Source organism: Verrucosispora sp. FIM060022, assembly GCF_003977705.1.
Classification (GTDB): Bacteria; Actinomycetota; Actinomycetes; order Mycobacteriales; family Micromonosporaceae; genus Micromonospora; species Micromonospora gifhornensis.
In genome coordinates, this window is record NZ_RQIV01000006.1 from 344515 (window position 1) to 370085 (window position 25571).

Here is a 25571-nt window from a genome sequence, read left to right on the forward strand (position 1 = left end):
TCACGGAGGCGTCCGGTCAGGGCGCTGGCGGTGCTCAGGTGGCGGGGGACAGCGGCGAGTCGCTGGCGGTGCGGGGAGTCGGGGCGGACCAGGACGGGTCGAGCTCGCGCCGGGCCGCCGCCAGGAACGCCTCGGCGTACGTCTCGGCCGGGAAGTCGCCGAGGTATCGGCGACGGGTGGCCCACCGGACCCCGGCGAGCGGATCGGTCTGGAGCAGCTGCGTCAGCACCTCGTCGAGATTGACCATGTCCCGGCGCAACACGTAACCGGAAGCGGCCAGCGGGAACCGTTCGAGGAACCGGTCACCGTCGGCGCCGGTGTCGGTGACCGCGTACGGCTTGCCCGAGTACAACCAGTCCGACACCACCCCGGAGACGTCGGAGATCAGGGCGTCCGCGCGGTTCACCGACTCGGCCAGGGTCAGCCCGCTCGCGGCGGCACCGAAGAGGTGCTGACGGCCGGTACGTGCCCGGTCGGCGGCGAGCAGGTCGTGCAGCCGCGCCAACTGGCGGGCCGAGGTCGGATTCTGCGTGGTGTAGGGGTGCGGCCGCAGGATCACCGTGGCACCCCGGTCCAGCAGCCGCGACAACAGTCCTTCGGCCACGCCCAGCGAACAGTAGTCGGCGTCGGCGTGGTGCCCGGTCCAGGTCGGGGTGTAGAGGACCGTCGGGTTCGGCCGGGGGCCGGTCGGGCCGGTACCCACCTCGATCGCCTCGACCTGGGGGCGGCCGACCACCACGAACTTGTCGGCCGGGATGTCCACCCCGGCCCGGGCGTACCGGTCGATGGCCGCCTCGCCCGCGACGAAGATCCGGTCGAAGATCGCCGACACCGGGTTGGCGCTGGAGGCCTTGTCGCTGTCGCCGTGGTGCAACTGGATGTGGGTGAGCTGGGTGAAGCGCAGGCAGTGGCTGTTCTTGGCGCCGTGGTTGACGTAGAACGCCGCGCGCAGGCTCGGCACCAGCACCTCGTCCATGTTGCGCAGGGTGGGGCAGTAGAGCACGGGAGCGGTGGTCGCCGCCGCGATGACCGGCAGCGCGTCCGGCTCCCGCAGCATCACCACGAACGGCCGTCCGATCCGCTCCAGGTACGGCAGCCACATGGTGACCTGGTACTCGGAGCCGGGCGGGGCGGAGAAGTAGAGCAGGAACTCCGGCTGGTGCCGGCGGAGCTCCCGGGTCACCGGGGAGCCACCGGAGGCGGGACGCATCCGTCGCTGGACCAGTTTGACGGCGACCGCACCGACGGCCCCACCGGCCAGCAGGCTCGCGGCCAGGGCGACGACGGCGGGCAGCGCCGCCAGTGCGGCCAGCGCCAACACCGCGAGCAGGGCGGCCACCAGGTCACCGAGGCGGGCGGTGACCTGCGGCACCCAGGTGCGTACCGGCAGGTTGGCGGCGCGCAGTTCCAGGTGCCCCGCGTCGCGCAGCGGGCCGGTGAGCACCATCAGCCCCAGCAGGATCAGCGCGGTACCGGCCAGGGCCGGGTCGAAGCCGGCGTCGAGCTGCCGGGCGTAACCGACAAGCACCCCGGCCGCGATCAGTGTGGTTTCCGCACCGCTGTCCGCTCCGGGGCGGACGCGACGTTCCCAGACCGTGGCGGCGAGGGCGAGCACCGAGAGCGCGAGCCCCCAGGTGGTCGCGCCGGTGAGCGCGACCACGATGAACGCCAGGACTGCCGCACCGGTGGCCAGGCCCCGGGCGGCCAGCTTCCTGACCAGGTCACCACGCATCTCGGTGCTGCCTTCCGCGGTCGTCGTGCGTCGGTCAGCCGACGGGGGTGGTGCTGGTCGACCGGCTGCCCTGGGCCGGCACGACAGGGGTCGGCGCCTCGCCCGGGGAGCGGCGCACGTCGATCACCTGGCCGGTGAGCTCCGAGACGAGCACGTCCAACGAGGCCTGGGCGACGATCTCGGCGGCGAGCAGCGTGTGCTCGGGCTCGGTGCCGAACGCCTTGGTCCGCATCGGGGTGGCGGTCCGCTCGGGGTTGATGACGTTGACGCGTACGCCCAGCTCGGCCCATTCGTCCGAGAGCGCCTGGGTGAGGTTGACCAGGGCGGCCTTGGTCGCCGAGTAGAGCGCGTAGTCCGCCCGACCCCGGGTGTACGAGCTGGAGGTGTACAGCAGCAGCTGACCCTTGGTGTGCTGCAGGTAGGGCAGCGACTGCCGGGCGACCGTGACCGGGCCGACGAAGTTGACCTGGAGCACCCGGTCGATGGTCTCCTGATCCATCTCGGCCAGCGCGCCCTTCTCCAGGATGCCGGCGGTGACCACCACGTAGTCGATCCGCCCGGTGGCCTCGAAGGCCGTCTTCAGCGCGGCCTCGACGTCGGCGGGGCGCTCGACGTGGGTGCCGGTGCTGGAGCGGCTGAACGGGAAGACCTGGGCGCCGTAGCGGCGGGCCAGCTCGGTCAGGTCGTGGCCGATGCCGTAGCTGCCGCCGAACACGACGATCGTGCGGCCCGCGACCTCGTCACTGTAGGTGCGCTGGTCGGCCAGGCGGGGCACCTTGGCGGCGGCCAACTGGAAGAGCTTGTCCGCCAGGTGCACGTCGACCGGGTGGGTGACCTTGATGTTCTCGTCCGAGCCGTCGATCACCTTGATCGGCACCTCGGGCAGGTAGCGCAGCACCACACCGCAGTCGTCGGTGGCGGCGAAGTTCGGGTCACCGGCGGCCCGCCGGTACGCCTCCCGGATCGTGCTGGACCGGAACGCCTGCGGGGTCTGCCCCCGGCGCAGCGTGGAGCGCACCGGGATGTCGGTGATGCACTCGTTCTCGTCGACCTGGATGATCGTGTCGGCCGACGGAATGGCCACGTCGACCGCCGAGTACGTCCAGAGGGCGTTCACACACTCCCGCACGATCCGGCCGCTGAGCAGGGGCCGTACCGCGTCGTGGAAGAGGATGTTGCAGTCCTGCTCGCCGACCGCGTCCAGGGCGATGCGGGTGGTGGCGTTGCGGGTGTCGCCACCCTCGATGACCTTGGTGACCTTGCGGAAGCCGGCCTTGGTCACGATCTGCTGCGCCTCGGCGACGTGACCGCTGGCCATCAGCACGATGATCTCGTCGATCTCCGGTGCGGCCTCGAAGACGGCCAGGGTGTGCTCGATGATCGGCTTACCGGCGATCTTCAGCAGCTGCTTGGGGATGCCGAGGCCGAGCCGGGTACCGGTGCCGCCGGCCAGCACCACGGCCACCGTCCGTGAGGGTCGCCACGGCGCCGTGTTCTGCGGCGTGGTGCCCGAATCGGTGGTCTGGTCCTGCGTCATTGCCGGTCCTCACTCTCGGTACATGGCGGTGGGGGGTTGTGTGAACGGAAGGTGTTGTCGACGGGACGACGGGATGAACGATAACGCGGGTGGGCATCGTTCGGACGCGGCGCTGTCGCCCGAACGATGCCGGACATTCACCGAAACTCTACTTCCCGCTGGTGAACGCCTCGTATGCCTTCAATACCTCATCGGTCGGGCCATCCATCTTGATTACTCCGGATTCCAGCCAGATTGTCCGCTCACACGTGTCGCGTACCGAGGAGAGCTGGTGGCTGACCAGGAACACCGTTCCGGCGTTCTCCCGCAGCTGCCGCACCCGGGCCTCGCTGCGCTTGCGGAACCGCTTGTCGCCGGTGGCCAGGGCCTCGTCGATCAGCAGCACGTCGTGCTGCTTGGCGGCGGCGATGGAGAACCGCAGCCGGGCCGACATGCCGGAGGAGTAGGTGCGCATCGGCAGCGAGGCGAAGTCACCCCGCTGGTTGATCCCGGAGAACTCGATGATCTCCGGGAGTTGGCGCTGCACCTCGGCCGGGGACATGCCCATGGCCAGGCAGCCGAGTGTGACGTTGCGCTCGCCGGACAGGTCGTTGAGCAGCGCGGCGTTCACCCCGAGCAGGGACGGCTGGCCCTCGGTGTAGACCGCGCCCCGCTCCACCGGCAGCAACCCGGCGATGGCCCGCAGCAGGGTCGACTTGCCGGAGCCGTTGGTGCCGATCAGCCCGATCGCCTCGCCCCGGTACGCGGTGAAGGTGACACCCCGCACCGCGTGCACCTCCCGCACGTTCGGTGTCGAGGTGCGGGTCACCAGCCGCCGCAGCGCGGCCACCGGACTGTGGCTGCCGGCGGCACCCTTGTGCACCCGGTAGACGACGTGCGCGTCGTCCACCACCACCGTCGGGATCCGATCCTGGATCCGGGGCAGGGTCACCGTCACGTCGTTGGACATCGCGAGGTGATCAACCACGGCCGTACTCCTGTTCGCCGCGCCAGAAGTAAAGGTAGCCCCCGAGGCCCATCACGAGCGACCAGCCGATCGCGACCAGCCAGGTCAGCGGCAGGGAGTCGTTGAGCAGGGGAGTGTTCTCCAGCAGCGCCACGCGGGCCAGCTCGATGTAGACGAGCATCGGGTTGAACTGCACGATGGCGGTGGCCCAACCCGGCAGGTTCTCGGCGAACAGCTCGACGCTGTAGAGCACGCCGGAGCCGTACATCCAGGTCCGCAGGATGAAGGGCATCACCTGCTTGAGGTCGGTGGCCTTGGCACCCAGCCGTGCCACCGTCATGGTCAGCCCGGCGTTGAACACCGTCTGGAGCAGCACCGCCGGCACCAGCATCAGCCACATCAGGGTGATCGGCTCACCGGTGACCAGCACGATGGCGATCAGCACCACCATCGAGCCGAGCAGCTGCTGGAACTGGGTGATGGTGATGGCCAGCGGCAGGCTGGCCCGGGGGAAGTGCAGGGCGCGGATCAGCCCCAGGTTGCCGCTGATCGCCTGGGTGCCCTGCTGCACGCTGGTCTGGGTGAAGTTGAAGATGAACAGCCCGGCGGTCAGGTAGGCGATGAAGTTGTCCATCCCCCGGCTCTGCTGGAGCACCAGACCGAAGATCAGGTAGTAGACCGCCGCGTTGCTCAGCGGAGTGAGCACCTGCCAGAGCTGCCCGAGGCGGGCGTTGCTGAACGAAGCCGCCAGCTTCGCATTGGCGTACGCGGTGATGAAGTGCCGGTAGCGCCAGAGCTGACGGCTGTAGGTGCCCAGGGAGGGGCGTTGACCGGCCATGCGCAGCCCGTGCCGGGCGGCCAGCTGCGCAGGGGGAAGGCCGGAGTCGGGATCGGCCAGCGTGCTGTTGGCCATAGGGATGGGCGCTCCGATCTTGTCGAGCCGGCGGGTGCGTTCGCGACGATGGAATCTAGCGTGTTCGTACCCGGAGCGCCGCCTCGCCGCTGCGTGGACATTAGTCCGAAATACGTCGGGACGCAACCGTACCGTCGTTGCGGTACATTGTCCTGCGTGACAGCCGAGAAGAGTCCCAGGTGACGACCGGGAAGAGGCGGGCGCCGGCCGGTGCGGCGGTGCTTCGTGGAGAAATCACCACGGCCATCCGCCGCGCCCTGATGCAGGAACTCGCCGCGGTCGGCTACGGCCGACTCTCCATCGAGGCGGTGGCCCGCCGCGCCGGAGTCAGCAAGACGGCAATCTATCGCCGCTGGAACTCGAAGCTCGACCTGGTCCTGGAGGTGGTCACCGCCGCCGCCGGCGCGCGACTGCCCGCCCTGGACACCGGCAGCCTGCGCGGCGACCTTGCCCTGCTGTTCCAGGTGGTGGCGCACGCGCTCGGGCACCCGCTGGCCGCGCAGATCATCCCGGACCTGCTCGCCGAGGCCGCCCGCAACCCGACCATCGACGAGACGCTCCAGCAGGTGCTGCGGGCCCGGCAGCAGGAGGTCGCCGGTCGGCTGATCACCCGTGCCGTGGACCGGGGCGAGTTGCCGGCCACGACCGATCCGGACGCGGCGGTGGACCTGATCGTGGGGCCGCTGTACTGGCGGCTGGCCATCGCCCGTACCCCGGTCACCGACAGCTACCTGGAAACCCTGGTGGACTCGGTGCTGCGGGCGCTGGGCGGGGTGGACCCCCTGCCCCGCCAGCGTGCATCGCCGGCATCGGGTTGAGCTGGGCGGGCCCGGGGTATGGCTGGCTCGGGCCGGCACCGCGACCCGGGCACGGACCGCCACCGCCACCACCGGTCCCGGGGAGCCGGCTACTACCCTCGGTGGATCCGCTCGGCGCGGTGGCTGCCGCAGCGACAGCCGTCCGCCTGAGCCGCACCTGCCCGTACGACGACAAGGACGCTCGTGTCGATGACCGACCACTCGGTCGCTGTCGCCGCAATCAGCACGGCTGACGAACCGGCCGAACCCGCTCCGGTCCACCGCAGCCGGATCCGGGTCGTGCTCGGTGGGGTCCGTGACGGCATCGCGGCGATACCCGCGCTGCTGACCGACTGCGCCGTGCTGGCCTTCGCGCTCTGGACGCTGCTCTACCACGCGGCCCTCCCGTTGGGCCTCGCCCCGTCGCTGACACTGCGCATCTGGCTCGTCGCCGGATCGGTGCTGGCCGTGCTCGCCGTCCTGCTCCGGCTCGGCCTGCGCCGGCGACGCCGACGCGCGACCCCGGGGCCGGCCGAGACGGCGGAACCGGCACCGATGCCGCAACCCACGCCCGAGCCCGCGCACGCCGACTCTGTCCCGGCCCCGGTTTCCGACTCCGACCCGCAAGCCGCGGCCGAGGCCGCCTCCGATCCTGAACCCGCCTCCCGCGCGGCCGAGTCGTCGGTGCCGGCGTCGTCGGCCGTCGACCGGGCCGGACGGATGAGCGTGGCGCAGCGGTGGGGGACGGTGCTGACCCTGCTGGTCGGCACCGTCGCGGCGATCACGGCCGGCTTGGCCGGGACCCCGGCCGGTGCCGACATCTCCTGGTGGGTTCCGGGCTCCGCCGGGCTCGTCGCGGCAGTCGGTGTGGTGCTGCTGACCTGGCAGACCTGGCGGACCACCCCGCCGACCCGGGCGGACGCCCCCGCGCCGAAGGCCTGGCAGTCGGTGTACGCGCTGCTGATCGCCGGGGTGGCTGCGGTCGCCTCGCTCTACCTGGCCCGCAGCACCCCCGACGACATCTACTACGTGGGCCGCTCGGTCTGGGTGGCCGAGCGCGACATCGTCCCCCTCAACGACTTCCTGTTCAGCGAGAACGTGCTCCCGGCGATGGCCTCGCAGCCCCCGGTCGCCAGCATCGAGGTCTTCGCCGGAGCACTCGCCCGCTTCTTCGGCATCCCGGCCGCCTCGGCCACCTGGTACCTGCTGCTGCCCGTCCTGGCCGTCCTGGCGGTACTGGCGCTGTGGCGGCTGGTGCAGCGGTGGGCACCGCGCCGCCCGGTGCTCGCCTTCACCGTGGCCGTCACCTTCCTGGCGCTGGTCTGCGGCCCGGACGCGGCGCTGGGCACCTTCCACCTGCCCCGCCTCTACCAGGGCAAGGGCATGTTCGTCTCCGCGGTCGTGCCGTTGATGTGGCTCTACCTGACCCGCTGGTTCGACGACCGCGCCAAGCGGAACCTGGTGCTCATCGTCGCCCTGTCGATCACCGCGATCGGCCTCACCACCACCGCGGCGATCATCCTGCCGATGCTGGTCGGTGGGGCGGCCCTGATGATGCTGCTGGTGGGGCGCTGGTCCTCGGCGCTGGTCGCCGGGGTCGCCGCGTTGGCCTACCCGGTCGGGGCGGTGGTCGTCACCCAGTTGCTGATCGGCACGTCCGCCAACGAGGCGGCGGCGGACGTCAACTTCTACGACGCCGCGCACACCTACCGGCGGACCTTCGAGATCGGCATCGTGGGCGTGATCGGCGGGCTCGCGTTGTGGTGCGGTCCGTTGCTGGCCCGCCGTCGTACCCCGGCGTTGCTCGCGGCCGGCGGTGCGCTGACGCTGAGCGTCCTGCTGGTTCCCGGGGTGCTGGAGTGGCTCAGCGCGGTCACCGGCATCTCGGTGGTGCTCTGGCGGGTGCCCTGGCTGCTGGCCGTCCCGGCGTTGATCGGCCTGCTCTGCACCGTCTGGCTGCCCACCCGGCTGCGGGTGGTGCGGGCCGTGGTCGGTGTGGTGCTGGCCGCCGCGATGGTGACCTCGTTCGCCGTCTACGCCGTGCCGATGTGGGACGAACGCAGCGGCGTGCTGGTGCACGAGGAGCCCACCTGGAAGATTCGGCCGCAGCGGCAGGCCATCGCGCAGTTCATCATCGACCTCGACCGTCCGGACGGCCTGGTGCTCGCCCCGGCGAGCATCATGCGGACCATTCCGGTGATGAGCAGCGCACCCCGGGTGGTGCTGCCCCGCGACTTCTTCCTGGTCGAGTACGACATCAACTCGCAGTTCTCGCAGGACCGGCTGCTGCTGACCACGTTCGCCAACGGGGGCCCGAGGGTGGAGCGGCCGGAACGTGACGACGTGATCGCCGCGCTGCAACGGCTGGACGTGGGGACGATCTGCTTCTACAGCCAGAACCGTTACGCCCTGCGTACGGGTGAGCGGGCCGGCTACACCATGATCGCCGAGCGGCCCGCCGAGCCGCCCGTGCACCCCAACGCGGTGACCTGCATGGTCCGGCAGTGACCGGCTCCGGCCGAGCCCGTCGCCAGGCTGAGCCGGACCGAATTTCGCGTGGCCGGCGGCGGCTTGGGCCGTACCCGCCCGATCCGTCGCCGGGGCGGGCATGCTCACAGGGCAGGCCGCCGCACACAGGAGATAAGCATGGAGAGCTACCACGAGGACTGGACCGACAGTCAACGCGCGCTCTACGACGAGTGCTACCGCTGCGGAACCGACTGGGCCGACGACCCGGCCACGCCCGCCGAGGACGTGCAGCACGTGATCAATCTCGGCGAGGCCGACGACGACACCCTCGCCGACGCCGAGATCGACTTCCCGCCGCTGGTCGACGCGGTCACCCAGGCCACCGGCGAGATCGTCACCACGGTGCCCGCCAGCCACGACGACCCCGCCTTCAAGGGCTTCGTCGACGGGGTACGTGACGCCACCTCCGACGAGGTCTTCGGTCTCTGAGCACGGGTCAACCGCCCCCAGGCCTGTCACCCCGGCCGGTCTTCTGCCACCATCAACCGGAACCGTTCCGGCGCGGAGCAGACCTGATGGGAGGCCAGGTGCGGATCCTGTTGGTCGAGGACGACCGCCGGGTGGCCGGTGCCCTGTCGTCGGCCCTGCACCGGCGCGGGTACGACGTGGAGCACGCCGCCACCGTCGCCGCCGCCCTCTCCGCCGCTCCGTGCGACCTCGTGTTGCTCGATCTGACCCTGCCCGACGGGGACGGCACCGACCTGTGCCGGGAACTGCGTCGGCGCAGCAGCCAACTCGGCATCATCGCGGTGACCGCCCGGGGTGAGGAACGCGACCGGGTGCTCGGCCTGCGGATCGGTGCCGACGACTACGTCGTCAAACCCTTCTCCATGGTGGAGTTGCAGGCCCGGATCGAGGCGGTGCTGCGGCGGGCCTCGCACGCCACGCCGCACCGCAGCCTGATCGAGGTCGGCAGGATCCGCGTCGACGTGTCGGCGCGTACGGTCGCCGTGGCCGGCGAGCCGGTGTCGCTGACCCGCAAGGAATTCGACGTCCTGCTCTCGTTGGCCCGGCAACCCGGCGTCGCCGTACCCCGGGACCGGATCCTGCTCGACGCCTGGGGCACCACCTTCGCCGACCGGCACACCGTCGAGGTGCACGTCGGCTCGCTGCGCGGCAAGCTGGGCGACCCACGCCTGGTGGAGACCGTCCGCGGCGTCGGTTACCGGCTACGGGCCGAGTGAGGGGCGGGGTGTGCGACGCCGCCTGGTGATCAGCTATCTGCTGCTGATGGTGCTGGTGCTGGTGGCGTTGGGGACGCCGCTGGCGATGACGCTGGCCACCCGGGAGACCGACCGGATCCGGGCCGACCGGATCGCCGACGCCACTCGGTTCGCCTCGCTGGCCGGGCCGGCGTTGCGCGACGGCACGACCGGCCCGCTGTCCAGCGAACTGACCAGCTACGAGGGGCTGTACAGCATCAACGCGGCGGTGGTCGATCGGGACGGCGCGGCGGTGATCCCGTCGCCGGGCTGGCAGTGGACCCTGGGCACCCGGGAGGCGCTGGACGTCGCGCTGTCCGGGCAGCAGACCAGCCGGCCCGACTCGGTCTGGCCGTGGGTGGACGATCCGATCGTGGTGGCGGTGCCGATCAACGACGGGGGCGAGGTCCTCGGGGCGGTGATCACCGCCAGTCCGTCCGACGGAGTTCGTCGTACGGTGACGACCTGGTGGCTGCTGCTGACCGGCAGCGGCCTGGTCGCCGTGCTGGCCTGCGTACTTACCGCGTTCGGGCTGGCCGGCTGGGTGCTGCGTCCGATCACCGAACTCGACGCGGTGACCCACGAGATCGCCGAGGGGGACCGGGGCGCCCGTGTACAGCACCGGCTCGGCCCGCCGGAGCTGCGTCGGCTGGCGGCGAGCTTCAACCACATGGCCGACGTGGTGTCCGACGTGATGGACCGGCAGCGGGCGTTCGTCGCCCATGCCAGCCATCAGCTGCGCAACCCGCTGACCGCGCTGCGGCTGCGGGTGGAGGAACTCGGGCCGAGCCTGACCGACGAGGATGGCCGCGCCGAACACCAGCTCGCGTTGGAGGAGACCGACCGGCTCACCCTGCTGCTGGACGGGCTGCTCACCCTGGCCCGGGCCGAGCGCCGGGAGAACCAGCGGGTGACCGTGGACGCGGTGGAGGTGGCCGAGTCCCGGGTGGCGGCGTGGGAGCCGCTGGCCCGGTACCGGTCGGTGTCGCTGCGGCTGACCACCGGCCCGGCCCCGGTCTACGCCCAGACCGTGCCGACCGCGATCGACCAGGCACTCGACGCGCTGATCGACAACGCGGTGAAGTTCAGTGGCGCGGGCGGCGAGGTGACGGTGACCGTCACGGCCCGCGACGGAGGCTGCGCGCTGGAGGTACGCGACACCGGCCCCGGCATGACCCCCAGTCAGCTCGGCCAGGCGACCGAGCGGTTCTGGCGGGCCCCGGAGGTGCAGAACGTCGACGGGGCCGGGCTGGGGTTGACCATCGCCGCGGTGCTTGTCGACGCCTCCGACGGTCGCCTCACCATGCACCCGAACGCGCCCCGTGGGCTGGTCGCCGCGCTGTGGTTCCCCGCCCCCGACGAGCCGTCCACCTCGGCCGAATCGTCGGACCTCGACGTGCCACCCGCTGCCGACGGCCCGCCCGCCGAACTGGAGTCGGCTGTGCGATCCGGCTGACCGGCCCGGTCAGGGTTTGCTGTCGCGGTAGTACTCGGCGGCACCCGGATGCAGCGGCAGCGGCGGGGTGGCGATCGCCGATCGGGCACTGATCCGCCCGGCCGCCGGGTGCGCCTCGGCCAACTCGGCGCGGCGTTCCATCAGCAGCCGGGTCACCTGACGGACCAGGTCCTCCGGCAGGTCGGCCCGGACCAGCAGGTAGTTGGGGTTGGCCACGGCGGTGACCGGGTCCATGCCGTACACCGACCGGGGGATGTCCCGGGGCACGTACACCTCCCGGTTGCCCCGGCGCAGCGGCACCGTCCACTCGCCGAGGTCGACGATGCGGGCGGGAGTGTCCTCGACGAACTGGGCCACGGCCCGCACCGGCAGACCGCCGGAGAAGAAGAAGGCGTCGATCTCACCACGGCGCAGCGCGCTCACCGAGTCGTCCAGACCGAGCTGCACCCGGTGCAGCCCGGCGTCGTCCAGCCCGGCCACGGTGAGCAGCCGGTTGACCGTGATCTCCGTGCCGGAGCCGGCCGCGCCGATGGACACCCGCCGACCCGCCAGGTCGGTCAGCTTGCGGATCGGGCTGGCGGCGGTGGTGACCAGGTGCAACAGGTCGTCGTAGACGCGGGCGACCGCCACCACCGGCGGGTCCGGCCCCGGATAGGCCGGCAGCACGTCGGCCTGGGTGAACCCGAGCTCGACCTCGCCGGCCTTGAGCAGCCGGACGTTCTCCACCGAGGCGGCGGTGACCAACACTTCAGCGTGTACGTTTGGCAGTTCCCGGTTCAAAATGGTGGCCAGCGACGTGCCGAAGGCGTGGTAGACGGCGGTCGGGCTGCCGGTGGCGATGCGGATGCGTACCGTGTCGTCAGGATCGTCCCGGCAGGCGCTGAGGCTGCTGGGCAGGACCAGCAGCACGGCGACCAGGACGACGGCGCTGGCGACGGGCCGCCGGTCTCGGGCAGCAAACCGGGTACGGGTCACGGGCAGCACTGTGCGCCGCCGGACCCCTGTGGCGCAACCCCAGGCTGGCGGAGTTCGTCCCAACCGCGGTGCAGTTTCCCCTGACCGGGTCGTTTACTCAGGCGACCGGGCGGTGGGCCACCTCCTCACCGGCATGGTGCAGAATCCGGTCGCGGTCCGGGCCGTGGGCGACGCTGACCAGGTAACAGCCGGTGCCGGCGCGCAGCAGCGCCGGTACGTCGAGCAGGGCGGCGCCACGGACCAGCACGGCGGCGAGTTCCCGATCGGTGATCCGTACCCCGAGGATGTGCCGGCGCACGTGCCGTCCACCGGCCAGCAGCGCGGCCCGCCAGGCGGCGGAGGCCAACCGGGTGCGCCACTGACGGCGGGCCGTCGAGGCGCCCGGCGCCGGGCCGCCGAGCAGTTCCCGTCGGCCCCGGTGCCAGCCGTTCTCCATCAGCGCCGTGTAGTCGGATCGCGCGTCACGGGCCACGTGCAGCCGGTGCAACTCGTAGCGGCGACGCAGGCCACCGACGGCCAACTCGTGCTGTACCGGGATACCGAGCCGGTCCAGCAGTTGTCGCGTACGCCGGGCCGCCTCCTCCCGGTTGAACTCGATCGCGGTGGGCAGGCTGGGACGCTGCCCGGCGTGGCGTGGACCGGGCCTGGCCGGCGGCGGCATGCAGCGCAGCAGGCAGGCTGCTTCGAAGGCGTCGGCCAGGGTCGTCCAGTCCAGCGGCGGCAGGGTCGACGGCGAGCGGGGTCGGTCGAGCAGAATCGGTTCGGCAACCACCCGGAGGGCCTCCTCGTGGTGTCGGGTGTCATAACGGTGACCCGAGACGCCCTGCCGTGGTACCGATCAGGCCCAGCCTTGAGGAAATCTTGCGGCTGGTTACAGCGCCGACACGACAACGTCGATCTGCCGTGACCGTCCCGGTGCCGACGGCTGATCGCACACCGTGTATTTCAGATCGCGCAGCGCGCCCACCAGCGCGTCGGCGCTGCGCGCCCGGACGCCGTGCAGCAGCAGATCACGCACCAGCCGACCCTTGGTGGCCTTGTTGAAGTGGCTCACCACCGAACGCACCGCTGTCCCGTCGACCTCCCGTTCGTGCAGCACCCGGACGGTGACGGTGCGTTCCGCCAGCTCGCCACGGGGCGTCCAGGCGGCGGCGTAGGCACCGGAGCGCAGGTCGAGCACCGGTCCGGCACCCGCCGCCGAGGTCAACGCCGGCCCCAACACCGGCCGCCAGAGCGCGGGCAGCGCGCCGAGGCCGGGCAGCCGGGCCCCGATCGGGCAGCGGTACGGCGGAATGCGGTCGGTCAACCGGACCGCCCCCCACAGGCCGGAGGAGATCAACACCTGCCGGGCCGCCGCGCGCTGTGCCGCCGCCGGGAGGGTGGCCAGGTCCAGCGCCTCGTAGAGCACCCCGGTGTAGATCCGGCCCGCCGGTGCGGTGGCCGCCCGTTCCAGGCGGGCGTTGCGACGAAGCTCGCCCTGCTGGCCGCTGCCGAGCCCGAGCGCGGTCAACGCCGCCTCCGCCGGCCCCGCGCTGAGCGTCAGCAACGCGGCCAGCACCTGTTCGCGGACGGGGTTCAGCTCCGGCAGCGAGAGCCGGGTCAGGTCCAGGCGGCGACCGGCGCCGGCCTCGGCCTTGCCCTCCGAGGGCGGCAGCAGGATGAGCATCGACAGACTCCTCGACGTCCCGGACCGCACCATCCGCGCCGGGGGTCCGGCCAGCGTACGACCCGGCTCACCGCCACGGCCGCAGCGGCGTCGGCGGGTGGTAGACGCGGAAGCCGCCGACCTCGGCCAGCAACGCGGCGTCCGCCCCGTCGCCGAGCAACTCCCGCAGGCGTCGGTCCGCCGACCCGCCGGCCTCCAGCACGTAGCCGGGCCGTGTCGCGCGGGCCAGCCGCCACCAGTACGCCGGGTAGCGGTTCTGCCCGGGATGCAGGTCACCGTCGAGCACGCCACAGACCACCTGCTCGCCGGTGTTGAAGACCAGCCGGTTGCACGTCCAGTACTCGCCGTACACCTCACGCAGCCCGGCGGCACGGACCGTGTCCGCGAGTTGGCGGGACTGCCGTTCCTGCACGCGGCCCGGTGCCGCGCCGACGGTGGCGAACAGCACGGTGACCACCAGCGACGTCGCCGCCAACGCGGCCAGCAGCGCGGTCGCCAGCGCGCCGACGAGCCGACCGGCAGCCCCGACCGTGCCGCGCGCGCACGCCACCGCCGCCACCCACAGCGGCCACAGCACCGCCGGTAGCGACAGTTGCAGCACCGACAGGTAGCGGGCGTTGCCCAGCGGATCCGTCGCGGCGAGCGAACTGCGCACGTACGCCAGCAGGGTCGCCGCCGCGCCGACGAGCAGGGCGAGATGCACCACTGCCACCACCCGCTCACCCTGTCCGACCCGGCGGCGGTACGCGAGCCCGGCGAGCACCGCGGCGACGACCAGCAGCACCGGGTAGAGCAGGCCGAACCACTCCTGCCAGCCGGCACAGCCGGTCATCGGGCACAGCCCGGCGGCCAGTGGCACCCCCTCCAGCAGCCCGCCGTCGAGCCGCTGTCCCCACGTCGGGGACGGCCCCTGCGCGCCGCTGATGCGGCCCAGCACCGACAGGGAATCCTGCCCGGCCGGGGCCACCAGGTTGTCGCGGATCATCGGGGCGATCCCGACGCCGAACCCGACGAGCAGCAGCAGACCGGCCCCACCGAGCAGTTCTCGGCGCAGCACCCAGAGCAGGGCCGCCCCGGCCACCGCCAGGTACGGCGCGATCAGCCAGTCCGACCACAGGGCGAGCCCGGCGAGCAACCCGAAGCCGCCGACGGCCCACCGGCGGTGCCGCACCGTGCCGCGGGCCAGCCCCACCACGATCAGCAGCATCACCAGTACGGCGACCTTGACCTCCGGCCGGCCGCCGACCGTCGTCACCTGGTCGCGGATGACCCGCTCGGAGCCGAGCGCCAGCAGACCGACGATCGTGGTGGCGAACCATGGTGAGCCGATCCGCCGGGTCAGTCGGTGGATCAGCCAGAGGAACAGCGCGTAGAGCGCGAGCACCGGCAGCCGCAGCGCCGGCCAACTCGGCCCGGTCACCGCGAGCAGGGGCGCCGCCAGGTAGGACTGCAGCATGCCCATGTAGCGCTGGCCGTACAGGAAGACCGGATGTTCCCGGCCCTGGGCGATGTGCAGGGCGGCCAGCCCGAAGGTCGCCTCGTCACTGTTGGCCACCGGCACGGTGTGCAGCACCAGATACAACCGGTAGCCGACCCCGAGCACGCCGAGGATCAGCGCGACGAGGGCGGGTCGGTCCAGCCGTGGCTGCCACCGCCCGCGCCGTCGCTCTGCCCGCGACTCTGCCTGTGGCACGACCATCGCCGTTACCTCTCAGTGCGCTTTAGTGAGCACACGGTTGGTAGTCCTGCCTTGCGGTAGGACGGTCCCGGTCTGACCGGCGGACGCCGTGCCGGGTTGACGTTTCACAGCCACCAGCCCGCGCACGCGGGTCTTCCGGTCGGCTCCACGTCCTGCCACCGGGCCACTCCCGGCGGTGTCCACCTCACGCGCGAGCGCGGCGAGGTTACGCGCGGCGTTGAGGTCCCGGTCAAGGGTCAAGCCGCAGGTGGTGCAGGTGTAGGTGCGCTCGGACAGGGCGAGCTTGGCTTTCACCGTGCCGCAGCCCGAGCAGGTCTTCGAGGATGGATACCAGCGGTCGGCCACCACAAGTCGGCCACCGTTCCATTCGGTCTTGTACGCCAACTGGCGGCGGATCTCCGCGAAACCGGCGTCGGCGATGTGCCGGGCCAGCCTGCGGTTACGCAGCATGCCGGCGACGTTGAGGTCTTCCACCACGACCGTGCCGTGCTCGCGGGCGAGTCTGGTGGTGAGCTTGTGCATGCCGTCGCGGCGTAGGTTCGCCACCCGGGCGTGCGCGCGGCCGAGCCGGGCCGCCGCTCGTTCTGACCGCTTCGACGCGCGGCGGCCGGTGCGTCGGTCTGGGCCGATCTTGCGTGACAGGGATCGGCCCAGCGAGCGCATCCGCTGCTGTGCGTCCGCCAGGTGGCGCGGGTTCGGTACGAGTTCGTCGTTGGTGAGCACCGCGAGGTGTTTGATCCCGACGTCCACTCCGACGACTGATGTCGGCCGGACGGGGACGCGCTCGGCGCGCTCGACCTCCACGGTGAAGGCGACGTGCCACCGGCTGCCGTCACGCCGCACCGTCGCCGACACGATCCGGGCCGTGCCGTTGTCCAGGCGACGAGCCAGCTTGCGGGAAGACTCGTGCAACTTGAGCCGGCCCAGGCGTGGCAGGACGACGTGCTTGCGGTCGGGCTCGACCCGGATCGCGCCGGTGGTGAACCGCACGGACGGTGTAGCGCGGCGGCGGGACTTGAACCGGGGAAACCCGACTGGCCGCCCGGCCCGCTTCCCGCTGCGGGAGTCCGACCAGTTCTTGAGGGCGCGGGCGAGGGCGTCAAGGCCGGTGTTGAACGCCTCCTTGGAGCATTCCCGCCACCATGGGGCCACCTCGCCCTTCGCGGAGTTCCACGCCCTGCGCAGCGCGGGCAGCGACCAACCCACGGTCGGGGTCAACTCCGCTTCTGTGACGCCGTAGGTGCGTTCGGCCGCGCGCTGATCCATGACCGCCTTCACTCGGGCCAGTGCCCAGTTGTGCGCGACCCGGGCCGCACCCGCGTGCACCAATACCGCGCGCTCCTGACGGGGGGTCAGGTCCAACGCGAACCGGTACGCCTGGATCGACTTCACGCCGGGCCACTCTCGGTGACGGCTTCGACCGCCCGGCGGGCACGGTTCGCGGCAGCGCGACGGCCGTACAGGCGGGCGCACAACGACGTCAGGATCTCGGTCACGTCGCGGACCAAGTCGTCGTCGACCTCAGCGCCGGGTCGACCACCAGCAGCCGGCGGCCCTGCGCGTTCAGGGCGGCCTCGACGTACTCCGCACCGAATCGGGCGAACCGGTCCCGGTGCTCGACCACGATCGTTGACACCGCCGGGTCGCGCAGCAGCGCGAGGAACCTTTTGCGGTGCCCGTTCAACGCGGATCCAACCTCGGTCACCACCCGGTCGATGCCGAGTTCTGTCCGGTGGCCCATACGGTGACCCGGGCGACCTGCCGGTCCAGGTCGGGTTTCTGGTCGGCTGAGGAAACCCGGGCGTACACCACGGTCTGCCCCGTCTCGGCCGACGTGCCGGTGACCGGCTCACCAACCATGATCAGCCGACCGATCCGGTAGGTAGGAACAGGCAGCGTCCCAGCCGCGTACCGTCGCCGAGCAGTGATGTACGCGATGCCGGTCGACGCCGCCCACTCCTTGAGGTTCACGCGAGCATCATGGCAGCTCAAAGAGCACCATAGATGCCCAACGCGCCAATAGCTAACTACCCCCGTCGTCGTCCCGACCGGAGTGTTTCACGCTCGGCAGTAGCCCCGGGCGCGGTTGCCCTTGATCGTTTTCATTCCCGCCGCCGTGCCCGCGGGCCGGCCCGAGCGGAGACGATCAAGAAGCCCGGGTCTCGCGTGGCCGAGGTCGGCGGGGTGTGGCAGGGTTGCAGACGTGCCATCCACACCCGCAGGCCAGTTGGCCATACCGAACCTGCATCGGGCCGCGCGGATCGAGGACGCCGTGCACAACCTGGTCGAACGCCGACTCCGGCGGACGGGCTGGCGGACCAACATCATCGCCTACACCGGCTACGGCGCGCCCGGTTGGGCGCGGGTGATGTGCCGGGTGCTGCTGGGTCGGCCGGACACCCGGCAGCGGGGGCGGCTGGAGAAGGTCCGAGGCTGGCGCAGCTTCACCACCCTGCCGGCCAAGCACGTCACGGTGACCATCGAGACCGGTGGGGTGGTGCACGAGGCGCAGGCCGACCGCAGCGGCTTCATCGACACCACTGTCGAGGCGGACCTGCCTCCCGGCTGGGGCTCGGTGCGGCTCAGCATGCCCGACGCCGAACCGGTCGAGGCACCGGTACGCATCCTGGATCCGGAGGTCCGCTTCGGCATCCTCTCCGACATCGACGACACGGTGATGGTGACCGCGCTGCCGCGCCCGCTGCTCGCCGCCTGGAACACGTTCGTTCTCGACGAGCACGCCCGCGCCGCCGTGCCCGGCATGGCCGTGCTGTACGAGCGGCTGGTCACCGCCCACCCCGGCGCACCGGTGTTCTACCTGTCCACCGGAGCGTGGAACGTCGCCCCGACCCTGACCCGCTTCCTGTCCCGGCATCTCTACCCGGCGGGACCGCTGCTGCTCACCAACTGGGGTCCCACCCAGGACCGCTGGTTCCGCAGCGGCCGGGAACACAAGCGGGCCACCCTGGCCCGGCTGGCCAAGGAGTTCCCCGACGTACGCTGGCTGCTCGTCGGCGACGACGGCCAGCACGACCCGGAGATCTACCGGGAGTTCGCCGCCGCCCACCCGGACAACGTGGCCGCCGTGGCGATCCGCCGCCTCTCGCCTGCCCAGTCGGTGCTCGCCGGCAGTCTGCCGGTCCCGCACGACCAGCCGACCGAGGGGCCGATAGGCCAGAAGTGGCTCTCCGCCCCCGACGGCGCCGGCCTGTGGACCCTGCTCCGCGGCGCCGGCCTGGTCTGAGTCCGCCTGCGTGCCCGGTTACGCGGGGCGGAGCCAGAGGGCGCCGAGTGGGGGGACGCGCAGCGCCACCGAGGCGGGTTGGCCGTGCCAGGGGACGGGCTCGGCGTGGACGGTGCCGAGGTTGCCGACGCCGGAACCGCCGTAGTGGTGGGCGTCGGTGTTGAGCAGCTCGGCCCACGCCCCGGCGGCCGGTAGGCCGATGCGGTAGTCCTCCAGCGGCAGGGCGGAGAAGTTGGCCACGCAGACCAGGGTGGCGCCGTCGGGGGCGATCCGGACGAACGAGATGGTGTTGTTGGCGACGTCGTCTCCGGCGAGCCAGCGGAAGCCGGCGGGGGAGGTGTCCTGCGCCCACAGCGCGGGGGTGTCCCGGTAGACCCGATTGAGGTCGCCGACCAGGCGTTGCACGCCGGCCCGGGCCGGGTCGTGCAGCAGGTACCAGTCGAGGCCGCGCTCCTCGCTCCACTCCCGGTCGTCGGCCAGCTCGCAGCCCATGAACAACAGTTGCTTGCCCGGGTGCGCCCACATGTACGCCAGCAGCACGCGGACGTTTGCCAGTCGTTGCCACTGGTCGCCGGGCATCTTGCCCAGCAGTGAGCCCTTGCCGTGCACCACCTCGTCGTGGCTGATCGGCAGCACGTAGTTCTCGCTCCAGGCGTACGCCAGGGAGAAGGTGAGCTGATGGTGGTGGTGCTGCCGGTAGATCGGGTCCTTCGAGGTGTAGAGCAGGGTGTCGTGCATCCAGCCCATGTTCCACTTGAAGCCGAACCCGAGCCCGCCGTCGCTTGTCGGTCGGGTCACTCCCGGCCAGGCGGTGGACTCCTCGGCGATCATCACCACCCCGGGGTGGTGCTTGTAGACCGTCGCGTTGGTTTCCTGCATGAACGCGATGGCCTCCAGGTTCTCCCGGCCGCCGTACTGGTTGGGCACCCACTGCCCGTCGGCGCGCGAGTAGTCCAGGTAGAGCATCGAGGCGACCGCGTCGACCCGCAGCCCGTCGACGTGGAACTCCTCCAGCCAGTAGAGCGCGTTGGCGACCAGGAAGTTGCGCACCTCGCGGCGACCGAAGTCGAAGACGTACGTGCCCCAGTCGGGGTGCTCGCCGCGACGCGGGTCGGGGTGCTCGTAGAGCGGGGTGCCGTCGAAGCGTGCGAGGGCCCACTCGTCCTTGGGGAAGTGCGCCGGCACCCAGTCCAGGATCACCCCGATGCCGGCGGCGTGCAGCCGGTCCACCAGGTGACGGAAGTCGTCCGGGTCGCCGAAGCGGGACGTCGGGGCGTAGTAGCCGGTGACCTGGTAGCCCCAGGAACCGCCGAACGGATGCTCCATCACCGGCAGGAACTCCACGTGGGTGAAGCCCAGCTCCGTCACGTACGCGGCCAACTGCTCGGCCAGGTCCCGGTAGCCGAGGCCGGGCCGCCACGAGCCGAGGTGCACCTCGTACACGCTCATCGGCTCCTGGTGCGGCTGCTGCTTCGCCCGCCGCGCCAGCCAGTCCGCGTCGCCCCATTCGTACGTCGAGCGGTGCACCACCGAGGCGGTGGCCGGCGGCACCTCCGCGTACCCCGCCAGGGGGTCGGCCTTGTCCCGCCAGTGACCGTCGGCGCCGAGGATCCGGTACTTGTACCGGGCACCCACCTGCACCCCCGGCACGAAGATCTCCCACACGCCGGTGGAGCCCAGCGACCGCATCGGCCAGCCGTCGTCGGGCGCCCAGCCGGTGAAGTCACCGACCACCCGCACGCCCCGGGCGTTGGGGGCCCACACCGTGAACGCCACACCGCCGTCGAGGACGCGGGCGCCGAGGGCTTCCCAGAGCCGCTCGTGCCGACCCTCGCCGATCAGGTGCAGGTCCAGCTCACCCAGGGTCGGCGGGTGCCGGTACGGGTCGTCGTGCGGCTGCCCGTCCCACTCGATGCGGTAGTCGAGCACCTCGCCGGGCACGGTCGCCTCGAAGACGCCCACCTCGTGCACCCGGGTCATCGGGTACCGCTGTTCACCCACCAGCAGGCACGGTTCGGTCGCGCCCCGCCGCAGGGTGCGGATCACCGTACGGCCGTTCGCCGGGTGGGCGCCGAGCACGGCGTGCGGGTCGTGGGTCTCCCCGGAGATCAGCTGGTCCATCGGGCGTCGTCCTTCGTGGCGGCAGGGCCGGCGGTGTCGGTGGGAACGGCGGCGGTGGCGGTAGGGAGGGTGAGCACGTGAGCGGGGTGCAGGTACGGGTCGAGCCGGACCGCGTTGCGCTGCCCCCAGTCGTAGCCGGCCCCGGTCAACTCGTCGTACACGGTGAACCGGTCGTGCCAGTCCAGGCCCAGCGCCGGCATGTCCAGCGTGGTGTTGCCCCACTGCACCGTGTGCGAGTCGAACGAGCAGACCACCAGCACCGTGTTGCCGGTCACCGGGTCGCGTTTGGACCAGCACAGCAGCGCCGGGTTGTCGATGTCGTGGAAGACCAGGTTGCGCAGCCGGTGCAGGGCCGGATTCTCCCGGCGCACCCGGTTCAGGGTGGCGATGAACGGCGCCAGCGACCGCCCCTGCGCCTGGGCCTGCGCCCAGTTCCGGGGCCGCAGCTCGTACTTCTCGTTGTCGAGGTATTCCTCCGCGCCCGGACGCGCGACGTGCTCGAACAGCTCGAAGCCGGCGTACATGCCCCAGGAGGGGGAGAGCAGCGCGGCCAGCACCGCCCGGATCTTGAACATCGGCGGCCCGCCGTGCTGCAGGCTCTCGTGCAGGATGTCGGGGGTGTTCGGCCAGAAGTTCGGCCGCATGTAGTCGGCCGCCGCCACCAGCTCCGCGCAGTACTCGCGCATCTCGGTGGGCGAGGTCCGCCAGGTGAAGTACGTGTACGACTGGGTGAAGCCGACCTTGGCCAGCCCGTGCATCATCGCCGGTCGGGTGAACGCCTCGGCGAGGAAGAGCACGTCCGGGTCGGTCCGCTTGACCTCCCAGATCAGCCAGTGCCAGAAGTCGACAGGCTTGGTGTGCGGGTTGTCCACCCGGAAGATCTTCACGCCCTCGCCGACCCAGTGCCGTACCACCCGCAGGATCTCCGTGCGGATGCCGTCGGGGTCGTTGTCGAAGTTCAGCGGGTAGATGTCCTGGTACTTCTTCGGCGGGTTCTCCGCGTACGCGATGCTGCCGTCGGCGCGGGTGGTGAACCATTCCGGGTGCTCGGTCACCCACGGGTGATCCGGCGCGCACTGCAACGCCAGGTCCATCGCCACCTCCAGGCCGTGTTCGGCGGCGGCGGCCACGAAGTCGCGGAAGTCCTGCGGCGTACCCAGGTCGGGGTGGATGGCGTCGTGGCCGCCCTCGGCCGCGCCGATCGCCCACGGCGAACCCACGTCGTGCGGCCCGGCGGTCAGGCTGTTGTTCGGGCCCTTGCGGTTGACCCGGCCGATCGGGTGGATCGGCGGCAGGTAGAGCACGTCGAAGCCCATCGCCGCCACCCCGGGTAGCCGTTCGGTGGCGGTGGCGAAGGTCCCGGAGCGGGCCGGTGTCTCGGTCGTGGCCAGGATCGCCCCCTCCGAGCGGGGGAAGAATTCGTACCAGGCGGAGTACAGAGCCCGCTCCCGGTCCACCCAGATGCGGTACTCCTCGCCGGTGGTGACCAACTCCCGCACCGGGTGCGCCCAGAGCAGGTCGGCCAGGGTCAGCGCCGGGGCGCTGCGCTGCGGCAGGGGCAACGTCGAGTCCGCCAGGGCGGCCACAGCCTGCTCGATCCGGGCCCGCTGCGCCGCCGGCACCAGGTCGGCGGCGGCGGTCAGCACGCGTACGCCCTCGGCCAGGTCGTTGGTCAGGTCTTCCGCGCTCTGGCCGGCGGCGATCTTCTTGGTCACCGCGTTGTGCCAGGTCAGGTACGGGTCGCTGAACGCCTCCACCGTGAAGATCCACTCGCCGACCGCGTCGGGGGTGATGGTGGCGTGCCACCGGTCCCGGCCGGGCTCCCCGGGCCGCATCCGGGTGAACGGACGGGCCCGACCGTCCGGCCCGAGCCAGACCACGTTGCAGCCGAGCGCGTCGTGCCCTTCGCGGTACGCGGTCGCCGACACCGGCACCAGTTCCCCGACGACGGCGCGGGCCGGATAACGTCCGCAGGAGACGACGGGGGAGACGTCTTCGATCGGGAACCGTCCAGTCACCCCGTCAACCTACTGCGCGAGATCCTTTCGCGCTCGATTGCGCGCTGCTTCCACCACGCCGGTCAGCGCCGCGCCCGCCACGCCTTGGCGCGCCGCAGGTAGCGCAGCACCCCGACCGGGCCGGTCGAGACGGGCCAGTCGTCGGTGCGGAAGTAGGCGTCCGAGCCGCCGTCCAGGAAGATCACCGAACCGCAGAGGAAGTCGGCGGCCGGCGAGAGCATGAACGCCACCCACTCGCCGACGTCCGCCGGCTTGCCGCGCCCGCCGATCGGCACCGGCAGCCCTTCGACCGCCTCCCTCTCGCCCCGGGCCATCTGCTCCTCCAGCAGCGGGGTGGCGATGATGCCGGGGGCCAGGACGTTCACCCGGATGCCGGCGCCGGCCCACTCCGGCGAGATCGCGGCGTGGCGCGCCCACCGCGTCACCGCCAGCTTCGAGCTCGCGTACGCGAACGGCGCCGAGCGCTTGCCGAAGCGCCCCACCACGCGCAGCGCCCGGTCGGCGTCGCGGTCGAGCAGGGCCCGCACGGCGCCCTCCGGCACCATCGGGGTGAGCGTGACGGAGTTCGAGCCGAACACCACGACCTTGCTGTTGCCGGCGGCGGCAAGCGTCGGTCGCCACGCCTCGAGCAGCTCCACCACGCCGAAGAAGTTGACCTGCTGCACGAGCCGGTCCCGGCCGGGGATGCCGCCGAGCCCGGCGGCGCAGACCGCCCCGTCGAGCCGCCCTCCGGCGCGCTCCAGCACCTCGGTGGCCGCCGCCGCGCGCCCGGTCGGCGTGGAGAGGTCGGCGATCACCTCCACGTCCCGCAGGTCCACGCCGACGACGGTGTGCCCGTCGCGCCGCAGCCGCTCGGCGGACGCCCGGCCCATGCCCGAGGCCGCGCCGGTCACCGCGTACGTACCCATCTCGGTTCCTCTCCGCTTCGCCGACGGTCGGTCCGGGGCGGCCCCGTGCGTCCTGCCGGATGCTGGCACGCCGGGCGGCCCCGGGTGCGGCAAAACCGTGCCTATTCCGCCGTCTGACGGCTCGGGGCCCGGTCGGCGGCAGGGAGCTTGCCCGCCGCGTGCCGCCCGACGATGTAGCCGTAGACCAGGCCCTGCCCGATGGTCGCCCCGGCCCCCGGGTAGGTGCGGCCGAAGGCGTTGGCGGCGGCGTTGCCGATGGCGTACAGCCCGGGGATCGGGGTCCCCGTGTCGGACAGCGCCCGGCCGAGGCCGTCGGCCCGGATCCCACCGCAGGTCCCGAGGTCGGACAGGACGACCCGGACGGCGTACAGGGTGCCGGCCAGGGGCCGCAGGTTCGGGTTCGGCGTCACCGTCGGATCGCCGTAGTAGCGGTCGTACGCGCTGGCGCCCCGCGCGAAGTCGTCGTCCACGCCCGCGGCGGCGAGCTGGTTGAACCGTGCCAGGGTGGCGCTCAACGCGTCGGCGTCCACGCCCATCGACCGGGCGAGGTCACCCGGGTTGCCCGCGCGGTGCGCGATGCCCGCCTCGTACCAGGACTTCGGCAGCGGGGCGCGGGGGAACTGCGTGCCGGCGAAGACGTAGCTGTTGCGGTACCGCTTGTCGAAGACCAGCCACATGGCCGGCAACGCCCCACCTTCGCGGGCGAGGCCGAGCACCCGCTGCCCGAACGTCATGTAGTCGCAGGACTCGTTGACGAACCGGCGGCCCGTGCCGTCCACCATGAGCGACCCGGGCAGGGAACGCTCGGCGAGGAGCACCGACGGCGCGGCGTCGCCGACCGGCGCGACGGCGGGGAACCACCACGCCTGCTCCATCAGGTCGGTGCCGGCGCCCGCCTCCTGCGCGGCGCGGATCCCGTCGCCGGTGTTGCTGTCCGCGCCGAGGCTCGTGTCGCCCAGGTCGCGGTGGTGGTGGGTGTGCCGCAGCGGCAGGTCGTGGTCGAAGCCGCCGGTGGCGAGCACGACACCCCGCTCGGCCCGTACGGCGAACGTCGTATCCCCGTGGCGCAGCTCGGCCCCGACGACCCGGTCCCCCTCGACCAGGAGCCGCTCCAGCGCCGTCTCGGTCCAGACCGGGATGCCGGCGCGGCGGACGCCGGCGAACAGGCCGGCGGCGATGGCCTGGCCGCCGGCGGCGTACTCGCGCCCGAGCGCGAGGCCGCCGAGGCCCTGGGCGAGGCGGGTCACGATGCGGGGCAGCGCGCGAAACGGGGTCTTCGCCATCAGGTTGAGCCACTTGTAGTCCGCGCCGGTGACCGGCATGGGCACGGGCGCGGAGAGAACGGCGGGACGCAGCCGCGCCCGATCGGCACCGAGGACCTTCAGGTCGAGCGGACGGCACTCGCAGCTCCGGCCGTCGGCGGTGCCGCCGGGCAACTCCGGGTGGTAGTCGGAGTAGCCGCGGGCCCAGAGGAAGCGCATCGGGGTGGTCCGGGTGAGCATCTCGATCGTGGCGGTGCCGTGCTCGAGGAAGCTGCGCCAGCGCTGTTCGGGCGCCGAGCCGTCCACGACGGCCTCCAGGTACGCCGCACCGCGCTCGGGCGTGTCCCCGGAGCCCTCGGCGGTCAGCACGGGATTGGCGGGGATCCAGAAGGCGCCGCCGGAGCGTGCCGTGGAGCCGCCGACCCAGCGCGACTTCTCCACGACCACGACGGAGAGGCCGGCCTCGTGGGCGCTGAGCGCGGCGGCCAGGCCGGTGCCGGAGCCGATCACGACGAGGTCGACCGAGGTGGGCCGGGGCTGCCGGGGTACGGACATCGGGGAACTCC

At 71.9% G+C, this 25571-nt stretch carries 19 protein-coding genes and 1 pseudogene; 6 read left to right on the forward strand and 14 right to left on the reverse strand.

Features of this window, described 5'->3' with window-relative positions; genetic code table 11:
* Positions 1-34: 34 nt before the first annotated feature.
* The 4 genes from EG812_RS18855 to EG812_RS18870 form a co-directional block, all read right to left on the reverse strand.
* Positions 35-1732: a CDP-glycerol glycerophosphotransferase family protein gene (locus tag EG812_RS18855; RefSeq protein ID WP_013732545.1), complete on the reverse strand. Its 1698-nt coding sequence runs from the start codon at positions 1730-1732 to the stop codon at positions 35-37.
* Positions 1733-1766: 34 nt separating this feature from the next.
* Positions 1767-3269 carry a bifunctional cytidylyltransferase/SDR family oxidoreductase gene (locus tag EG812_RS18860; RefSeq protein WP_102657017.1) on the reverse strand — a complete coding sequence of 501 codons (1503 nt, stop codon included), beginning with the start codon at positions 3267-3269 and terminating at the stop codon, positions 1767-1769.
* Positions 3270-3417: 148 nt separating this feature from the next.
* A complete protein-coding gene (locus EG812_RS18865; protein ID WP_043720190.1) occupies positions 3418-4218 on the reverse strand; it encodes an ABC transporter ATP-binding protein in 801 nt (266 codons plus the stop codon).
* 10 nt (positions 4219-4228) lie between these two features.
* Complete coding sequence (locus EG812_RS18870; protein ID WP_013732548.1) at positions 4229-5128, reverse strand: ABC transporter permease; 900 nt, start codon at positions 5126-5128, stop codon at positions 4229-4231.
* A gap of 218 nt (positions 5129-5346) precedes the next feature.
* On the opposite strand from EG812_RS18870, the gene EG812_RS18875 reads away from it, so the two are divergent.
* The 5 genes from EG812_RS18875 (at position 5347) to EG812_RS18895 (ending at position 11112) form a co-directional block, all read left to right on the forward strand.
* The gene (locus tag EG812_RS18875; protein WP_043720192.1) at positions 5347-5946 is read left to right on the forward strand and encodes a TetR/AcrR family transcriptional regulator; all 600 of its coding nucleotides are present in this window, start codon (positions 5347-5349) and stop codon (positions 5944-5946) included.
* Positions 5947-6135: 189 nt separating this feature from the next.
* Complete coding sequence (locus EG812_RS18880; RefSeq protein WP_233579546.1) at positions 6136-8433, forward strand: DUF6077 domain-containing protein; 2298 nt, start codon at positions 6136-6138, stop codon at positions 8431-8433.
* Between the two features lie 138 nt (positions 8434-8571).
* Positions 8572-8883, forward strand: a complete 312-nt coding sequence (locus tag EG812_RS18885; RefSeq protein WP_013732551.1) for a hypothetical protein — start codon at positions 8572-8574, stop codon at positions 8881-8883.
* Between the two features lie 98 nt (positions 8884-8981).
* Positions 8982-9638 (forward strand): response regulator transcription factor, encoded by a 657-nt coding sequence (locus EG812_RS18890; protein WP_043723595.1) that lies wholly within the window; start codon positions 8982-8984, stop codon positions 9636-9638.
* Between the two features lie 10 nt (positions 9639-9648).
* Entirely contained in the window at positions 9649-11112 is a 1464-nt protein-coding gene (locus EG812_RS18895) for a sensor histidine kinase (protein ID WP_126712320.1), read from the forward strand.
* A gap of 9 nt (positions 11113-11121) precedes the next feature.
* Here the strand turns inward: EG812_RS18895 and EG812_RS18900 are convergent, their stop codons facing one another.
* From EG812_RS18900 to EG812_RS18925, 6 genes and pseudogenes are all read right to left on the reverse strand, one after another.
* Positions 11122-12096 (reverse strand): TAXI family TRAP transporter solute-binding subunit, encoded by a 975-nt coding sequence (locus EG812_RS18900; protein WP_013732554.1) that lies wholly within the window; start codon positions 12094-12096, stop codon positions 11122-11124.
* An 88-nt stretch (positions 12097-12184) separates the two neighbouring features.
* Complete coding sequence (locus EG812_RS18905; protein WP_013732555.1) at positions 12185-12859, reverse strand: hypothetical protein; 675 nt, start codon at positions 12857-12859, stop codon at positions 12185-12187.
* Positions 12860-12958: 99 nt separating this feature from the next.
* Positions 12959-13753 (reverse strand): peroxide stress protein YaaA, encoded by a 795-nt coding sequence (gene yaaA / locus EG812_RS18910; protein WP_199743902.1) that lies wholly within the window; start codon positions 13751-13753, stop codon positions 12959-12961.
* A 67-nt stretch (positions 13754-13820) separates the two neighbouring features.
* Positions 13821-15452, reverse strand: a complete 1632-nt coding sequence (locus tag EG812_RS18915; RefSeq protein ID WP_126712321.1) for an ArnT family glycosyltransferase — start codon at positions 15450-15452, stop codon at positions 13821-13823.
* A 12-nt stretch (positions 15453-15464) separates the two neighbouring features.
* Positions 15465-16844 carry an IS607 family element RNA-guided endonuclease TnpB gene (tnpB, locus tag EG812_RS18920; RefSeq protein WP_126712322.1) on the reverse strand — a complete coding sequence of 460 codons (1380 nt, stop codon included), beginning with the start codon at positions 16842-16844 and terminating at the stop codon, positions 15465-15467.
* Positions 16841-17423: pseudogene (locus tag EG812_RS18925) on the reverse strand (IS607 family transposase). Before EG812_RS18925 ends, tnpB begins: the two are co-directional and overlap by 4 nt.
* A 232-nt stretch (positions 17424-17655) precedes the next feature.
* Here EG812_RS18925 and EG812_RS18930 point away from each other — a divergent pair.
* Positions 17656-18696 (forward strand): App1 family protein phosphatidate phosphatase, encoded by a 1041-nt coding sequence (locus tag EG812_RS18930; RefSeq protein ID WP_043720199.1) that lies wholly within the window; start codon positions 17656-17658, stop codon positions 18694-18696.
* An 18-nt stretch (positions 18697-18714) separates the two neighbouring features.
* Here the strand turns inward: EG812_RS18930 and glgB are convergent, their stop codons facing one another.
* The 4 genes from glgB to EG812_RS18950 all read right to left on the reverse strand — a co-directional run bounded on the left by glgB (position 18715) and on the right by EG812_RS18950 (position 25560).
* Positions 18715-20817, reverse strand: coding sequence for a 1,4-alpha-glucan branching protein GlgB (glgB, locus tag EG812_RS18935; RefSeq protein ID WP_126712323.1), 2103 nt, complete (start codon positions 20815-20817; stop codon positions 18715-18717).
* Positions 20805-22835 carry an alpha-1,4-glucan--maltose-1-phosphate maltosyltransferase gene (locus EG812_RS18940; RefSeq protein WP_126712324.1) on the reverse strand — a complete coding sequence of 677 codons (2031 nt, stop codon included), beginning with the start codon at positions 22833-22835 and terminating at the stop codon, positions 20805-20807. Before EG812_RS18940 ends, glgB begins: the two co-directional genes overlap by 13 nt.
* Positions 22836-22897: 62 nt before the next feature.
* The gene (locus EG812_RS18945; protein ID WP_126712325.1) at positions 22898-23743 is read right to left on the reverse strand and encodes an SDR family oxidoreductase; all 846 of its coding nucleotides are present in this window, start codon (positions 23741-23743) and stop codon (positions 22898-22900) included.
* Positions 23744-23844: 101 nt separating this feature from the next.
* Positions 23845-25560: a 3-ketosteroid-delta-1-dehydrogenase gene (locus EG812_RS18950; protein ID WP_126712326.1), complete on the reverse strand. Its 1716-nt coding sequence runs from the start codon at positions 25558-25560 to the stop codon at positions 23845-23847.
* Between the last annotated feature and the right edge of the window lie 11 nt (positions 25561-25571).

Bases quoted from the DNA above. Each gene is read 5' to 3' on its own strand.
- EG812_RS18855 (WP_013732545.1), bottom strand. From the start codon at position 1,732: ATGCGTGGTGACCTGGTCAGGAAGCTGGCCGCCCGGGGCCTGGCCACC.
- EG812_RS18860 (WP_102657017.1), bottom strand. From the start codon at position 3,269: ATGACGCAGGACCAGACCACCGATTCGGGCACCACGCCGCAGAACACG.
- EG812_RS18865 (WP_043720190.1), bottom strand. From the start codon at position 4,218: ATGTCCAACGACGTGACGGTGACCCTGCCCCGGATCCAGGATCGGATC.
- EG812_RS18870 (WP_013732548.1), bottom strand. From the start codon at position 5,128: ATGGCCAACAGCACGCTGGCCGATCCCGACTCCGGCCTTCCCCCTGCG.
- EG812_RS18880 (WP_233579546.1), top strand. From the start codon at position 6,136: ATGACCGACCACTCGGTCGCTGTCGCCGCAATCAGCACGGCTGACGAA.
- EG812_RS18885 (WP_013732551.1), top strand. From the start codon at position 8,572: ATGGAGAGCTACCACGAGGACTGGACCGACAGTCAACGCGCGCTCTAC.
- yaaA (WP_199743902.1), bottom strand. From the start codon at position 13,753: ATGCTCATCCTGCTGCCGCCCTCGGAGGGCAAGGCCGAGGCCGGCGCC.
- EG812_RS18915 (WP_126712321.1), bottom strand. From the start codon at position 15,452: ATGGTCGTGCCACAGGCAGAGTCGCGGGCAGAGCGACGGCGCGGGCGG.
- glgB (WP_126712323.1), bottom strand. From the start codon at position 20,817: ATGGACCAGCTGATCTCCGGGGAGACCCACGACCCGCACGCCGTGCTC.
- EG812_RS18945 (WP_126712325.1), bottom strand. From the start codon at position 23,743: ATGGGTACGTACGCGGTGACCGGCGCGGCCTCGGGCATGGGCCGGGCG.
- EG812_RS18950 (WP_126712326.1), bottom strand. From the start codon at position 25,560: ATGTCCGTACCCCGGCAGCCCCGGCCCACCTCGGTCGACCTCGTCGTG.